General features: G+C 58.2%; 8 protein-coding genes and 1 pseudogene. 2 read left to right on the forward strand and 7 right to left on the reverse strand.

The genetic code is table 11. The features are described from left to right. Positions 1-6 precede the first annotated feature (6 nt). From K3169_RS12485 to K3169_RS12510, 6 genes and pseudogenes are all read right to left on the reverse strand, one after another. A complete protein-coding gene (locus K3169_RS12485; RefSeq protein ID WP_263271745.1) occupies positions 7-2736 on the reverse strand; it encodes a nitrate reductase in 2730 nt (909 codons plus the stop codon). A gap of 29 nt (positions 2737-2765) precedes the next feature. Beyond that, a pseudogene (locus K3169_RS12490) lies at positions 2766-3965 on the reverse strand (NAD(P)/FAD-dependent oxidoreductase); the annotation flags it as partial. A gap of 359 nt (positions 3966-4324) precedes the next feature. Beyond that, entirely contained in the window at positions 4325-5983 is a 1659-nt protein-coding gene (locus K3169_RS12495) for a bifunctional protein-serine/threonine kinase/phosphatase (RefSeq protein WP_122397363.1), read from the reverse strand. 8 nt (positions 5984-5991) lie between these two features. After that, a complete protein-coding gene (locus tag K3169_RS12500; protein ID WP_122397362.1) occupies positions 5992-7203 on the reverse strand; it encodes a nitrate/nitrite transporter in 1212 nt (403 codons plus the stop codon). A 422-nt stretch (positions 7204-7625) separates the two neighbouring features. Next, positions 7626-8201 carry an ANTAR domain-containing response regulator gene (locus K3169_RS12505; RefSeq protein ID WP_027902728.1) on the reverse strand — a complete coding sequence of 192 codons (576 nt, stop codon included), beginning with the start codon at positions 8199-8201 and terminating at the stop codon, positions 7626-7628. 13 nt (positions 8202-8214) lie between these two features. Then, a complete protein-coding gene (locus K3169_RS12510) occupies positions 8215-9423 on the reverse strand; it encodes a CmpA/NrtA family ABC transporter substrate-binding protein (protein ID WP_231677688.1) in 1209 nt (402 codons plus the stop codon). A 1190-nt stretch (positions 9424-10613) separates the two neighbouring features. Between K3169_RS12510 and K3169_RS12515 the strand changes: the two genes are divergently transcribed. Continuing rightward, positions 10614-11639, forward strand: coding sequence for a quinone-dependent dihydroorotate dehydrogenase (locus K3169_RS12515; protein WP_122396962.1), 1026 nt, complete (start codon positions 10614-10616; stop codon positions 11637-11639). A gap of 118 nt (positions 11640-11757) precedes the next feature. Here the strand turns inward: K3169_RS12515 and rmf are convergent, their stop codons facing one another. Further along, on the reverse strand, positions 11758-11973 hold the full coding sequence (rmf, locus tag K3169_RS12520; protein WP_002553055.1) for a ribosome modulation factor: 216 nt from the start codon (positions 11971-11973) through the stop codon (positions 11758-11760). Between the two features lie 568 nt (positions 11974-12541). Between rmf and rlmKL the strand changes: the two genes are divergently transcribed. Further along, positions 12542-14812 carry a bifunctional 23S rRNA (guanine(2069)-N(7))-methyltransferase RlmK/23S rRNA (guanine(2445)-N(2))-methyltransferase RlmL gene (rlmKL, locus tag K3169_RS12525; protein WP_231673015.1) on the forward strand — a complete coding sequence of 757 codons (2271 nt, stop codon included), beginning with the start codon at positions 12542-12544 and terminating at the stop codon, positions 14810-14812. Positions 14813-14863: the final 51 nt, after the last annotated feature.

A 14863-nucleotide genomic window follows, 5' to 3' on the forward strand; every position in this document is an offset into this window, starting at 1 on the left:
ACCTCATTAATTGACCGCGACGGCCGTCAGCAGTCGTTTGATTTCCGGCACACAGGAGCCGCACATCGTGCCGCAGCCCAGTTGTGCCTTCAGTTGACCCAGATCCAGACCTTTTTCGATGGCGTCGCACACCGCGTTTTCACTGACGTTCATGCAGTTGCACAACGTCTTGGTGCCGATTGCCTGGGTAGTGCTCGAACCGGGAGCGCTGCTGATCGGGGCAAGCAGCCAGCGGTGTAGCTCGTCATCGATCTCCTTTCCATCGAGCCACAAGCTTTGCAACCAGTCCCTGGCGAGCGTTTCCCCGCCTAGACGGATCGCGGTGACTCGACCTTGATCCAGACGAATGCGTTTGCTGATACCGCGATGGGCATCGTCATAAGCCAGCACCGGGCCGTGATCCAGCCCCAGTAAATGGTCAATCCGATCAAGCAGTTCTTGAGCAGGTGCTTCACCGCTGGCTGCACGCAGGGTAAGGGCAGAGCGCTCACGTCCGGCGAGACTCAAGCTGGTGTAAGGAAACTCGTCACACAGTGAGCGCAGGGCATCCAGTCGAAGTTGCACATCACCTTCTATCAGTACAAACAGTCGCCATGGCAGGTCGATCTTGTCGACGCGCACGCCAGAATGCTTCAGCTCAGGCTGTTTGGAGATGGGGTCAAAGGCTGGCTGTGTCAGGAGATTCACGCCGCCCTTGAGAAAACGATCACCCCAGTGCATCGGCATGAAGGCATGACCCGCCCGCAAGCCGTCATCGCTGCCTACCGGCACAATCACGCTGCCGCGTCGGCTTTTCAGGGTGACCAGATCACCGGATTGCAGTCGATAGCGATGCAGGTCTTCAGGGTGCAGACTCACTACCGCTTCGCTGACGTGACCGAACAGGCGCGCAGCGGTGCCGGTGCGACTCATGCCATGCCATTGATCGCGCAGACGGCCAGTATTCAGCGTCAACGGGAAGCGGCTGTCGCGCAGTTCTTTTGGCGCGCTGTACGGTTCGCTGATGAATCTGGCTCTGCCTGTTGGCGTCGGAAATTGGCCGTTCAGATAAAGCCGCGCCGTACCGCAGGTTGCTCCTGCGGGGAATGGCCATTGTTGTGGGCCATGCTGGTCGATAATGTCGTAGCTGATCCCGGACAGATCCAGGTCACGGCCTTGGGTCAGGAGCTTGTATTCGTCGAACAGCGCCTGGGGCGTCTGGAAATCAAAAAGCGCCTTCGCGTCAGGTTGCAGCCGAGCCTGGAGGCGTTGGGCGAAATCAACGGTGATCGCCCAGTCCGGCCTCGTCTCGCCGGGTGCGGCGATCGCTTTGCGTACGTGAGAAATACGTCGTTCGGAGTTGGTGACCGAGCCTTCTTTTTCGCCCCAGCTCGCGGCGGGTAGCAGCAGGTCGGCGAAGCGTGCAGTTTCTGTTGTTCGGAACGCTTCCTGCAGGACCACGAATGGACAGGTATTCAAGGCTTCGCGAACTCGAGTCTGATCAGGCAGCGATTGAGCCGGGTTGGTACAAGCGATCCATACCGCCTTGATTTTGCCGCTTTGCATCTGCTCGAACAGTTCGATGGCTGATAAGCCCGGGGTTTCCGGAAGTTTGTCGATCCCCCAGTACTGCGCCACTTCAGCTCGATGCTCGGCGTTGGCGGCTTCCCGATGGCCGGGTAGCAGATTGGACAGGCTGCCAGTCTCGCGGCCGCCCATGGCGTTGGGTTGGCCCGTAAGGGAAAAAGGCCCGGCACCCGGACGTCCAATTTGCCCAGTAGCCAGATGCAGATTGATCAATGCGCTGTTCTTGGCGCTGCCTGCAGTGGACTGATTCAGGCCCATGCACCATAGCGACAGAAAGCTCGGGGCCTGACCGATCCATTGCGCGCAGTCGTGCAGTTGTTGGCGCGAGATACCGCAGGTCTGCGCGACCATTTGCGGCGTGTAATGGTGCACCAGACTTTTCAGTTCGGCGTAGCCTTCGGTGTGCTGATCAATGAAATCCTGATCGACCCAGCCTTCCCACAGCAACAGATGCAGGATCCCGTGAAACAGCGCCACGTCTGTGCCGGGATTGATCGCCAGATGCATGTCCGCCAGATCGCACGTATCGGTTCGGCGTGGATCGATGACGATAATTTTCATGTCCGGGCGTTGGCTTTTCGCTTCTTCCAGGCGGCGAAATAAGATCGGGTGCGCGTAAGCCATGTTGCTTCCGACGATCATCACGCAATCGCTCAGCTCGATATCTTCATAGCTGCAGGGTGGAGCGTCTGCGCCCAGGCTGCGCTTGTACCCCACCACGGCGGAAGACATGCAAAGGCGGGAGTTGCTGTCGATATTGTTGGTGCCTACCAGCGCTCGGGCCAGCTTGTTGAACGCGTAGTAGTCCTCGGTCAGCAGTTGCCCCGAGATATAGAACGCAACGCTGTCAGGTCCGTGCTTGCGGATAGTTTCGGCAAATACATTAGCAGCGTGATCCAGAGCTGTGTCCCAATCCGTGACCGCTCGCGCAAGACTTTTGCTCAGGCGCAATTCCGGGTACAGCGCCCTGGCATTGAGGTCGCCCGTCAGGTGCAAGGTCGAACCCTTGCTGCACAGCTTGCCGAAGTTAGCCGGGTGCACGGGATCTCCGCTGACGCCGATGATGTTGCGTCCGTCATGTTCGATCAGTACGCCGCAGCCGACCCCGCAATAGCAGCAGGTGGATGCGGTGGTTTGCGTCGCGGGCGCCGGGATGCTGGTCAGGCGCATAGCGCGATGTCCTTTTGCGGCGTGGTGGCTTCGCCGAACATCAGTTGGTCACGTAGTCCGCTGATTGATTGCCGGCTGCGGATCAGGCGCAGATACCAGCCGCCGTCCATGGTATCGCCGTACAAGCAAGCGCCCACTAGCACGTTGTCTTTGATTACCAGTTTTTTATAGCGCCCGCTGATGGGGTCCAGCAAAGTGATGGTTTCGGTGCCTTCGCCACCCATGAAGTCCCCGGCAGAAAAAAGGTCAATGCCGGTCACTTTCAATTTGGTCGAAGTGACCGAACCTTTGTAGCGAGCGAAGCCCAGTTGCGCGAGATGATTGGCGCAGACTTTGGCTTGCTCGAACAGCGGTGCTACCAGGCCGTAGGCCGTACCGCGATGACTTGCGCACTCGCCGATGGCATAAATACGCGGGTCGTAGGTTTGCAGGGTGTCATTGACCAGAATCCCGCGATTGCAGGGCAGTCCAGCCAGTTCTGCCAGCTCGGTTGCCGGGCGAATGCCTGCTGCCATGACCACCAGGTCGGCAGGGATCACGTCACCATTTTTGAATTGCACGGCTTTCACCGCGCCTTTGCCGTTATCCAGCAACGCTTCGGTCTGCTCGTTCAGGCGAAAGTGCAGGCCACGGGATTCCAGTGCGGTTTGCAGCAATTGCCCGGCGGTTTTGTCCAGTTGGCGCTCCAGCAGCCATTTGCCGATGTGGACGACGGTCACGCCCATGCCGCGTATCTTCAAGCCGTTTGCCGCTTCCAGGCCGAGCAGGCCGCCGCCGATCACCACCGCATGTTTCCGCGTCTTGGCGGTATGAATCATGATTCGTGTGTCAGCGATATCGCGATAGCCGATCACACCGCTGAGGCCGCTGCCAGGCATGGGCGGCATGAAGGGCGTCGAGCCTGTGGCGATCAGCAGGCGGTCGTAATGCGCGACGGTGCCGTCGTCGGCAATCACCTGGCGTTTCGCGCGGTCGATTTTCACGACCCTGCGGTTGAGCAGCAGCCGAATGTTGTTGCTCAAGTACCATTCCAGATCGTTGAGCACGATGTCTTCGAACTTCTGTTCACCGGCCAGCACCGGAGACAGCATGATGCGGTTGTAATTGGGATGCGGCTCGGCACCGAACACCGTGATGTCGTAGAGCTCGTCGCTGAGTTTGAGCAGCTCTTCAAGCGTTCGAACTCCGGCCATGCCGTTGCCAATCATCACCAGCTTGAGTTTTTTCATTTTGCCTCCGAGAAGCCCGCGAGAGGGTGCTCGACAAATTCTGCACAAACAAAAAAGGCGTCCCGCTAGATAACTAGCGAGGACGCCTTTGTCCGGTCCCGTTCTCTCGGGAAGCTCAGCCTTCGTCTTTGAAGGCTGTAGCGATGTGAGTTGCTTGAGGATAGATATGCAGGGGTTGTGCCAGATAGAGCATGATGTGATGGCTAAACTGTGGGAGCAGGGCTTGCCCGCGATAGGGTTGGACTTTGTTCACTTTAGGCCGCTGCGACCTTATCGCGGGCAAGCCCTGCTCCCACAGGATGTATATCAACGAGTTGCTCACTTTGGTGCGAATTGCACCGTTGCAGGGCAATCACTGCTCAATGACGCATCAACCAGATAACCCCCACCAGATTCACCAGCAGTGAAACCAGTGCAACCGTGCGCCAGACTTTCAGCGGCTCACGCTCCAGCAGCGGCTGTGCGCGTTTCACCATTGGCCGGTGTTCGGCTTGTTCAAGCTCCAGCAACCATTGCTCTGCGGTTTCATAGCGCAGTTGCGGATCAGCTTGCAGTGCCTTGCTCAGATTGTGATCCAGCCAGTCGGGCAGGTCCGGGCGGTACCGGCTGGCTGGCGTGGGCGTACCGAAGCGTCGATGCTGGAATGCTTCGATTTCGCCGTACGGGTAATGCCCGGTCAGCAGGTAATAAAGGGTGACGCCCGCCGCGTAAATATCCTGCTGTGGAGTGGGTTCGTCGCCCTTGAACGCTTCAGGTGCAATGAAGCTTGGCGTGCCTGGCAACTCGCCCGGCATCAGTGTGGAGAGGCCGGGACAGTAAGCGAGACCAAAATCCAGCAGGCGCAACTCGCCGTTATCGTCGAGCAGCAGGTTTTCCGGTTTGATGTCCCGGTGGATGATATTGCGCCGATGCAGCAAGCCCACGGCACGCAGCAGTTGCGTGGCATGACCCAGCCATTGCGCCACGGAGACCGGGCCGTGCTCTTTGAATGATTGAGACAAACTGCGTCCCGGATGCTCACGCATCACGTAATACAGGTGTTGGCGATCTGGTACTGAATGGGTTTCAGGAAAGAAGCGTCCCGCAACCCGGCGCAAAAACCACTCTTCCAGCAGCAATCCCTGGCCCGCACCGGGTTCGTCATGGCGATTGCCTGGAAGTGTTTTCAGCAGCCAGTGCTGGCTTTGCGCATCGCTGACCCGATACAGCAGCGACTGTCGAGACTCGGCCAGCAGACTGTTTATCTGCCAGCCTTCGAAAGGTTGTCCGGGCTTTAGTACTGGCGGCAGCGGCCATTGTTGAAGCTGAATCAGCGCGTCGCCAAGGTCGTCCTGACCCAGCGCATCGACGCGAATCAGCACGGCGCTGGCGTTGTCCTGACTGCCAGCCAGATGCGCGGCGCTGACCAGCGTCTGCACGGCACGATCCAGATCCTCCTGTTCGGCGAGAATCGAGCGAATGCTGGCGTCCCCCAGCGTCGCCCAGACACCATCGCTGAGCAGCAGCAGGCGTTCGCCCTCACGCAGCTCGCCGTCCAGATAATCCATGACCACGTATTGATCCAGGCCCAGTGCGCGTTTGAGCACGTGCTGCATGTCGGGCTGTTCCCAGACGTGGTCTTCACTGATGCGTTGCAGCACTCCGTCGTGCCAACGGTAGGCGCGACAGTCGCCGACGTGGGCCAGCGTGAAGCGCCTGCCACGTAGCACCAGAGCGCTGAGTGTGGTTAGCAAGCCATTGGCCTGCAACCAGCGATTCTGCGCCAGCAGTAGCCGGTCAAGGGATTGGGCGACGCCCCAGGTTTCCGGCGTCGAGTAGTAATCCAGCGCCAGCGCTTGCAAGGTTGATTGCGCGGCGAGGGCGCCATCAACGCATTGACTGACGCCATCAGCAAGGGCAAACAAATAGCCCTTGCTGGCGGCAAGGGCCGGGGCCGGAGTCACCAGGCGCATCGCGTCCTGATTCTCCGCCCGCGGCCCACTGGCGCTGAATTGAGCCAGGCTCAGTTGCAAGCTCATCAAGCGACTCAGACGCGAGCAGCGGTTACTGCTGCCGAACCCCAGGTGGTTCTCCAGCGACGCTTGACGTTAAGCAGGCCGAACCACGCCAGTACGCCAAGAAACGCGAACAACCACAAGCCCATCTGATAATCACCGGTGTGTTGCTTGATCGAGCCCAGACCGGCTGCGAGCAGGAAACCACCGATGCCGCCAGCCATGCCGATCAAGCCGGTCATGACGCCGATTTCCTTGCGGAAACGTTGTGGCACCAGTTGGAACACTGCGCCATTACCGGCACCCAGACCGAGCATCGCTGCAACAAACAACGCCAGTGCCGCCCAGGAACTTGGCAAGTTGAAACCAACGGCCGCGATGCAGATAGCAGCCACCGCGTACATGCCCGCCAGGGTGCGGATACCGCCGAATCGGTCAGCCAGTGCACCGCCCAGTGGGCGCATCAGGCTGCCACCAAAGACGCAGGCTGCGGTGTAGTAACCGGCAGTGACTGGGCTCAGGCCGTATTGGTCGTTGAAGTAGCCGGGCAGGGCGCTGGCCAGGCCAATGAAACCGCCGAAGGTGACGCTGTAGAAAAACATGAACCACCAGCTGTCACGATCACCCAGCGCCTTGAGGTAGTCGCCCATGGACTTGGGTTTCGCCCGCTCCGGCGCATTACGTGCCATCAGCGAAAAAGCGATCAGGGTCAGGACCAGCGGGATGACCGCAAAGCCGAACACGTTGCTCCAGCCAAACGCCGCAGCCAGTACCGGAGCAATCAACGCGGCCAGCACGGTGCCCGAATTACCTGCACCGGCAATGCCCATCGCTTTGCCTTGATGCTCTGCTGGATACCACTGGGAAGCCAGCGGCAGCGCGACGGCGAACGATGCACCGGCAACGCCGAGGAACACGCCCAGCAACAGCGCCTGCTCATAGGTGTGAACGCCCAGATTCCAGGCAGTGAACAGTGCAAGTATTACGATGACCTGACCGATGATCCCGGCGGTTTTCGGCGACAGTTGATCTGCCACGATACCCATCACAAAGCGCAGCAGGGCGCCTGCCAGGATAGGCGTGGCCACCATCAGGCCGCGTTGTTGAGTAGTCAGTTGCAGGTCTGTCGCAATTTGAACGGCCATCGGGCCGAGCAGGTACCAGACCATGAAGCTCAGATCGAAATACAGAAAGGCGGCGAACAGGGTCGGTTTATGGCCGGCCTTCCAGAAGCTTGTATTCATTGAACACCTCATCTGCAAAAAGGAAGATCTGTTGTCTCGGGCACGGACCCGAAACGTAAGGGCTTGAAGCTGGAGAGACTTGCAGGTGGGGCGTCCATAACCTCGGCAGCACCACCGACCCCGATCACTGGGACCAAAACGCAAAAAACGCCGCAACCCGATTCGCGTTGGCGAAAGAGGTGTGCGACGTCTTTGTCGTAAAGTGGGGCAACCGCCGTTGGTTACCTGTGTTGATTAACTAGCAAAAGCTGGGCCAGATGGAAAAAACCTACCCTTCAACTCATTTTGGAATGCATTCCCTTGTGGGAGCCGGGCTTGCCCGCGATAAGGTTCACGCGATCTAAAGTGATTTTGCGTCCAGCCTTATCGCCGGGATGCCGCCCAGACCAATCTACGCTCCCTCAAATCCACAAAACTACGACTCACCCCAACAACTCACTCATCGCAATGATCTGCTCCGCCACCTGAATCAGTTTCTGCTGTTTGCTCATGGCCTGGCGGCGCATCAAGGTATAGGCCTCTTCCTCTTTGCACTCCTTCATTTTCATCAGCAACCCCTTGGCCAGCTCGATGCGTTTGCGCTCGGCCAGTTGCTGGTCCCGTGCCTGAAGTTGTGCACGCAAGGCCTGATCGCTCTCAAAACGGGCCATGGCCACATCGAGAATCGGCTGCAGCCGCTGGGCATGAATACCCTCGACGATGTACGCGCTGACACCGGACTTGATGGCCTGACGCATCACCCCCGGATCATGTTCGTCGGTGAACATCACGATAGGGCGAGGCTGGTCGCGACTGACCATCACCACCTGTTCCATTACATCGCGGCCGGGGGATTCAGTGTCGATCAGGATGACATCCGGGCGAAGCGCTTCAACCCGGGCGGGCAAGTCAATAATCAGCCCGGACTCGTCGATTACTTCAAAGCCCGCTTCACTCAGCGCGGCTTTCAGACGTCCGACTTTTTTTGCCGTGTCATTGATCAAGAGGATACGCAGCATAATCGTCAACTCCTCATTGAGTCACGGCGGCGGCCGCGTCGGCCATGGCGTGAAGCTTGAAGCTGCGGGCATAGCCAGCCGGGTCTGAACCATCCCAGACCTTGCCGTCGATCAGTTGGCTGCTGCGCATCGTTGCCGTCGGAACTGTTATGTCCAGTGCCTCCGCGGCCTGACGATAAAGCGCCAGTTGGTGAACGCCTTTGGCGACATTGAGGTAGTCCGGATCTTCACGCAGCAAACCCCAGCGGCGGAACTGCGTCATGAACCACATGCCGTCGGACAGGTATGGCAGATTGACTTCGCCATTGCCGTGAAAGCGCAGAGCGTGATGGTCTTGCCATTGGTTACCCAAGCCGTCGCGGTAATCACCCAGCAAGCGGGGTTCGATATAACTGGCGGGAGCGTCCAGATAGTCCGCGCCGCTAAGCAATTGCGAGGCGCTGCGACGGTTTTCGTCGCTGGATTCGATGAAGCGACTGGCTTCGAGTACGGCCATGACCAATGCCCGTGCGGTGTTGGGGTTCTGCTCGACAAATTCCCGGGTGCAGCCAAGCACTTTTTCCGGGTGGTTGGGCCAGATAGCCTGGGTGGTGGCGAAGGTGAAGCCCAGTTGCTGATCCACTGCACTGGCGCCCCAGGGTTCACCGACACAGAAACCATCGATACGACCGGCTTGCAGATGTTCGACCATGCGCGGCGGCGGAACAACCACGCTGGTCACGTCCTGCAAGGGATGAATGCCCTGGCTCGCCAGCCAGTAATAAAGCCACATGGCATGATTGCCGGTAGGGAAGGTCTGCGCGAAGGTCAGCTTTGTGCCGCTTTGGTGCACTTGCTGATCCAGCGCCTCAGGAGTGATCACGCCAGCTTCCTGTAGCGGACGCGATAAGTTGATGCTCTGACCGTTCTGGTTCAGTCCCATGAGCACGGCCATGTCGGTGGCTGCGCTGCCGCCAATGCCTAACTGCACGGCATAGATCAAACCGTAAAGACTGTGGGCCGCGTGCAGTTCGCCACTGACCAGCTTGTCCCGCAGGCTTGCCCATGAAGGCTGGCGCTTGAGGTTCAGGCTCAGGCCATAAGGCTGGGCGAAGCCTTGCGTAGCGGCAACGACTATGGAGGCGCTGTCTGACAGCGGCATGAAGCCGATATCCAGGCTGTTTATCTCTGGCGCATCGCTGCCAGCTACCCAGGCCAACGGGTTTCGTGTGGGTTCGTTCATAAGTGTCATCTGTCCTCTGCCACGACAACTGCGGGTGGAGCGGGCGTGCCCGAGCCAGGCTGGCAGAAATCTTTCATAAAAAAAGCGTCGTTCAATCCTTTGCCAAAAAGCAAAGACGGAACGACGCCATTGTCGATGCATCGGGCCCTCATTGGCACGCTGCTATTAGCTTAAGCCAAGCAAGCGATATGCCAGTGTCATGCTCACTTTGTCGTGGTGCAGTGGATCAGTTCCTGCAAAAGCATAGGTAATCTACATATCTTTTATGTGGGAGTTTGGTGTACATATCCATTACAGCTTTCACTGCTTCTATTGGTTGCGCTTTTACAGCGCCTCACTTTTGAAAGGAGCCGGAAGCCGGCCCAGCCAAAAGTAAGCAAAAGGCTCTTGCCCCACCACTAGGTGCCTCGCCTAGGCTCGGCATGCCCGTAATCCGACATTGCTGCGTGGGGCCGCCGCCACCGGCCATCCATGGCCTGAGGCGGCTAAACCGGCATCCTTGCCGGTTTGCCCCACGCAGCAATATCGAATTCCGGCCGTCGTGGTTTAACGGGGCGCCTAAGATCAAAATCAAAAGCAGATCAAAAGCAAAGCGATACAGAGGTAACACCCCGTACCGGTAGGAGCGAACTTGTTCGCGAGACGTCAGCACGGCCAACGCATTCGATGTCTGACACACCGCATCGCAGCCTTCGGCAGCTCCTACAGAAGCCCGGAAAGTTCACAAATCAGGACGGCTGTCAGGCCGCCGCGCTGTTGATTTTGATCTTAAGCGCCCCGTTAAACCACGCTGGCCGCCCGCAGATTCTGAACCGTGGGCAACCCGGCAGGACGCCGGGTTAGCCGCATTGGGCCATGGATGGCCCGTTGCGGCGGCCCACGGTTCAGGATCTGCGGGCGGGTACACCGAGTGACAGCGAGGTGCCGAGTGGTGGGGCAAAAACGTTTTGCTTACTTTTGCGTTTTTCAAAAGTGAGGCGCTGTAAAAGCGCAACCAATAGAAGCCATGACCGCGGTAACGGATATGTACACAAAGAATCGCTGCATGAATGACGTGCATATACCTATGCCAATCACAGCATCCCAATCAATCAGTTCATGCAAAAGCCTGCAGGCATGCCTCGCACGCAATCGCACAGACGTCTATAATCGCCGCCCTGAATTCAGCTTCTTACGAGCCGCGCCCGCCCATGTATAACCTGGCCCGCCAGTTACTGTTCAAACTTTCCCCGGAAACCTCCCACGACCTGTCGCTTGATCTGATTGGCGCTGGTGGCAGATTGGGCATCAATGGCTTGTTGAGCAAGGCGCCGGCGCGTCTGCCGGTGAACGTCATGGGCCTGGATTTTCCCAATCCGGTCGGGCTCGCTGCCGGTCTGGACAAAAATGGCGCAGCCATCGACGGGTTTGCCCAACTGGGTTTCGGCTTCGTTGAAATCGGCACCGTGACGCCGCGTCCTCAGCCGGGTAATCCCAAGCCACGGATTTTCCGTTTGCCGCAGGCTGAAGCGATCATCAACCGCATGGGCTTCAATAACCTGGGCGTTGATAACCTGGTGGCCCGGGTTCAGGCCGCCAGCTACAAAGGCATTCTGGGTATCAACATTGGCAAGAACTTCGACACGCCGGTCGAGCGGGCAGTGGACGACTACCTGATCTGTCTGGACAAGGTGTACGCCCATGCCAGCTACGTAACGGTCAACGTAAGTTCCCCCAACACCCCAGGCCTGCGTAGTCTTCAGTTTGGTGACTCGCTCAAGCAGTTGCTCGAAGCGTTGCGGGTTCGTCAGGACGCGCTGACCCAATTGCATGGCAAGCGTGTGCCGCTGGCTATCAAGATCGCGCCGGACATGACCGACGAAGAAACCGTCCTGGTTGCCGCTGCGTTGATCGAGTCAGGAATGGATGCGGTGATTGCCACCAACACCACCCTGAGCCGCGTGGGCGTCGAAGGCTTGCCCCATGGTGACGAGGCGGGCGGTCTGTCCGGTGCTCCAGTGCGTGAGAAGAGCACCCATACCGTGAAGGTACTGGCTGGCGAACTTTCCGGGCGGATGCCAATCATTGCGGCAGGCGGGATCACCGAAGGCAAACACGCGGCTGAGAAAATCGCTGCTGGCGCGAGCCTTGTCCAGATCTACTCCGGCTTCATCTATAAAGGCCCGGCGTTGATTCGCCAGTCGGTGGATGCTATCGCCGCGATGCGCAAATACTGAGGGCAAAAAAAGGGGCTCCTTCAAGGAACCCCTTGGGCTTGCGCCCGGCGCCCGGATGGGACGCTTCTGGTTTTGACACGATTTCAGAGATTTGATGGACTGATCGGAAGTTACCTGGTTATCCGACCGCGTGAAGTTCGTTGAGTCTGTGGATTCCCGCAGTGCCGGTCATACCGTCCCAGTTGTCGCCACGTCCTTCTCGCCAGCCATTGATCCAGGCTTGGCGTACCGACGGTAGAGTAAAAGGGCAAAGCTCACGGGATTTACCATGAACGCCGTACTGATATCCGCGTAAAAATGCTCTTTCCAACGGATCACGCTTAAGTCTTCTCATAGGGTGTTGCCCTCGTTTGTTGACTGTTATGTCCCTGAGACCTCATGTCGAGGTCGGGCAGAAAATTTTCTGCCGTTGGTACCCGCTGCCGGCGTCGCGGGCTTTGGTGTTCTCACCGTTGCGGTGACAACCTGTGGTGATTTCTAACCAATGGATCGAGTGCTGTGAATGATCGTTTTGTCATAAGCACGTCATATTTGTAATAACTGGAACATAAGCAAGCTTGTGTTTCAAAGTTGATTATTTCGGCAGCCCTGAACTGGCAAGGCTTGCAAGAAATGTTGCGACTGTTTCGCAACCGCAGATGATGGCCTGTTGCAAGTAGGCCTAAATCGACGAAGGGTCGCGATGTGACTTTTTATTGCGAAGGTCGTCGTGCTGAATAGTGGTTTTTAAATCTCCCTTGGCCATGATGGTCCAGGGATGACTGCCTTGATGACGTATAGGTTCATGAGGTGGTCTGGCACAAATTGTGTGCCGCGCAGGCGTTCTCCAAGAAAGACGCCTGTTTTAAATCTGGTCGGGCAATGCGTTGCCCGCCGCTTATGGCTAAAGCCCTGGAATACTCATGTCGGACCGTTACGAACTTTTCCTCACTTGTCCTAAAGGCCTGGAAGGGCTGCTTGCAGAGGAAGCCACTGCGCTTGGCCTCGAGGAAACCCGCGAACATACATCAGCCATTCGCGGCAGTGCCGACATGGAGACCGCTTACCGGCTATGCCTATGGTCGCGTTTAGCCAACCGCGTGTTGCTGGTGCTCAAGCGTTTTCCGATGAAGGACGCCGAAGACCTGTACAACGGCGTGTTGCACGTCGACTGGCACGATCACCTGGAACCGGACGGTTCGCTGGCGGTTGAGTTCAGCGGTCATGGTTCGGGCATCGACAACACCCATTTCGGCGCCCTGAAGGTCAAGGACGCCATCGTCGACAAACTGCGCATGCCTGACGGTTCGCGGCCTTCAGTGGACAAGCTGAACCCTGATCTGCGCGTGCATTTGCGTCTGGACCGTGGCGAAGCGATTCTGTCCCTGGACCTGTCCGGCCACAGCCTGCACCAGCGCGGTTATCGCTTGCAGCAGGGCGCTGCACCTTTGAAGGAAAACCTGGCCGCCGCAATTCTGATTCGTGCAGGCTGGCCACGCATTGCTGCTGAAGGCGGCGCGCTGGCTGACCCGATGTGCGGCGTGGGCACATTCCTGGTTGAAGCGGCGATGATTGCTGCCGACATTGCACCAAACCTCAAGCGTGAGCGTTGGGGGTTCTCGGCATGGCTCGGCCACGTGCCTGCCCTGTGGCGCAAGCTGCACGACGAGGCACAGGAACGCGCCGAAGCTGGTCTGGCCAAGCCTCCTCTATGGATTCGTGGTTACGAAGCGGATCCGCGCTTGATTCAGCCGGGGCGCAACAACGTCGAGCGTGCCGGTCTCAGCGAATGGATCAAGATTTACCAAGGCGAAGTGGCGACATTCGAGCCGCGTCCTGACCAGAATCAGAAAGGTCTGGTGATCTGTAACCCTCCGTACGGCGAGCGACTGGGCGACGAAGCCAGTCTGCTTTATCTCTACCAGAACCTTGGTGAGCGTTTGCGTCAGGCCTGCCTGAACTGGGAAGCCGCGGTATTTACCGGCGCTCCGGATCTGGGCAAGCGAATGGGTATTCGCAGCCACAAGCAATACGCTTTCTGGAACGGTGCCTTGCCGTGCAAACTGCTGCTGATCAAGGTGTTGCCTGACCAGTTCGTGACCGGCGAACGCCGGACTGCCGAGCAGCGTCAGGTTGAGCGTGAACACGTCGAGCCGGAAGACACCAGCCCGCTGGTGACCCCAGGCAAATACGAGAAGTACAACAAGAACGGTAACCCGATCAAACCGGCTCCAGTGGTGGTCGAGCAGCCGCGCTTGAGCGAAGGCGGGCAGATGTTTGCCAACCGCCTGCAGAAGAACCTCAAGTTGCTGGGCAAGTGGGTACGTCGCGAGGGCATTGATTGCTATCGCGTGTATGACGCCGACATGCCTGAATACTCGCTGGCCATCGATCTGTATCAGGATTGGGTACACGTTCAGGAATATGCTGCGCCCAAGTCCATCGATCCGGAAAAGGCCTCGGCTCGCCTGTTCGATGCATTGGCGGCTATCCCTCAGGCGCTGAATGTTGACAAGAACCGAGTGGTCATCAAGCGTCGCGAGCGCCAGAGCGGCACCAAACAGTACGAGCGTCAAAGTGCTCAAGGGCAGTTTGTCGAAGTCAACGAAGGCGGTGTCAAGCTGCTGGTCAACCTGACGGATTATCTGGACACGGGGCTGTTCCTGGATCACCGCGCCATGCGCATGCGTATTCAGCGCGAGGCTCAGGGCAAACGTTTCCTCAACCTGTTCTCGTACACGGCGACGGCCAGCGTACATGCCGCCAAAGGCGGCGCGCGCAGTACCACCAGTGTCGACTTGTCCCGGACGTATCTGGACTGGGCGCGGCGCAACCTGTCGCTGAACGGTTTCTCAGACAAGAACCGTCTGGAGCAGGGTGACGTCATGGCTTGGCTGGACGCCTGTCGTGAAGAGTACGACCTGATCTTCATCGATCCGCCGACCTTCTCCAACTCCAAGCGCATGGAAGGGATTTTCGACGTGCAACGTGATCAGGTGCAATTGCTGGATCTGGCCATGGCCCGTCTTGCGCCGGGGGGCGTGCTGTATTTCTCGAATAACTTCCGCAAGTTTGTTCTCGATGAAAATCTTGCACAGCGTTATGCCGTGGAAGACATCACCGCCCAGACCATTGATCCTGACTTCGCCCGCAACAGCAAAATCCATAAGGCGTGGAAAATCACAGCCAGATAATCGACCCGCACATCGATCCGTTCGCATTTGTGATGGATCGATGTGCAATCG

This window comes from Pseudomonas phytophila, from assembly GCF_025643095.1.
Lineage (GTDB): Bacteria > Pseudomonadota > Gammaproteobacteria > Pseudomonadales > Pseudomonadaceae > Aquipseudomonas > Aquipseudomonas quasicaspiana.

Excerpts from the sequence above, each read along its gene's own strand:
- rlmKL (WP_231673015.1), top strand. The coding sequence starts at position 12,542 with ATGTCGGACCGTTACGAACTTTTCCTCACTTGTCCTAAAGGCCTGGAA.
- K3169_RS12500 (WP_122397362.1), bottom strand. The coding sequence starts at position 7,203 with ATGAATACAAGCTTCTGGAAGGCCGGCCATAAACCGACCCTGTTCGCC.
- rmf (WP_002553055.1), bottom strand. The coding sequence starts at position 11,973 with ATGAGAAGACTTAAGCGTGATCCGTTGGAAAGAGCATTTTTACGCGGA.
- K3169_RS12515 (WP_122396962.1), top strand. The coding sequence starts at position 10,614 with ATGTATAACCTGGCCCGCCAGTTACTGTTCAAACTTTCCCCGGAAACC.
- K3169_RS12510 (WP_231677688.1), bottom strand. The coding sequence starts at position 9,423 with ATGAACGAACCCACACGAAACCCGTTGGCCTGGGTAGCTGGCAGCGAT.
- K3169_RS12485 (WP_263271745.1), bottom strand. The coding sequence starts at position 2,736 with ATGCGCCTGACCAGCATCCCGGCGCCCGCGACGCAAACCACCGCATCC.
- K3169_RS12505 (WP_027902728.1), bottom strand. The coding sequence starts at position 8,201 with ATGCTGCGTATCCTCTTGATCAATGACACGGCAAAAAAAGTCGGACGT.
- K3169_RS12495 (WP_122397363.1), bottom strand. The coding sequence starts at position 5,983 with ATGAGCTTGCAACTGAGCCTGGCTCAATTCAGCGCCAGTGGGCCGCGG.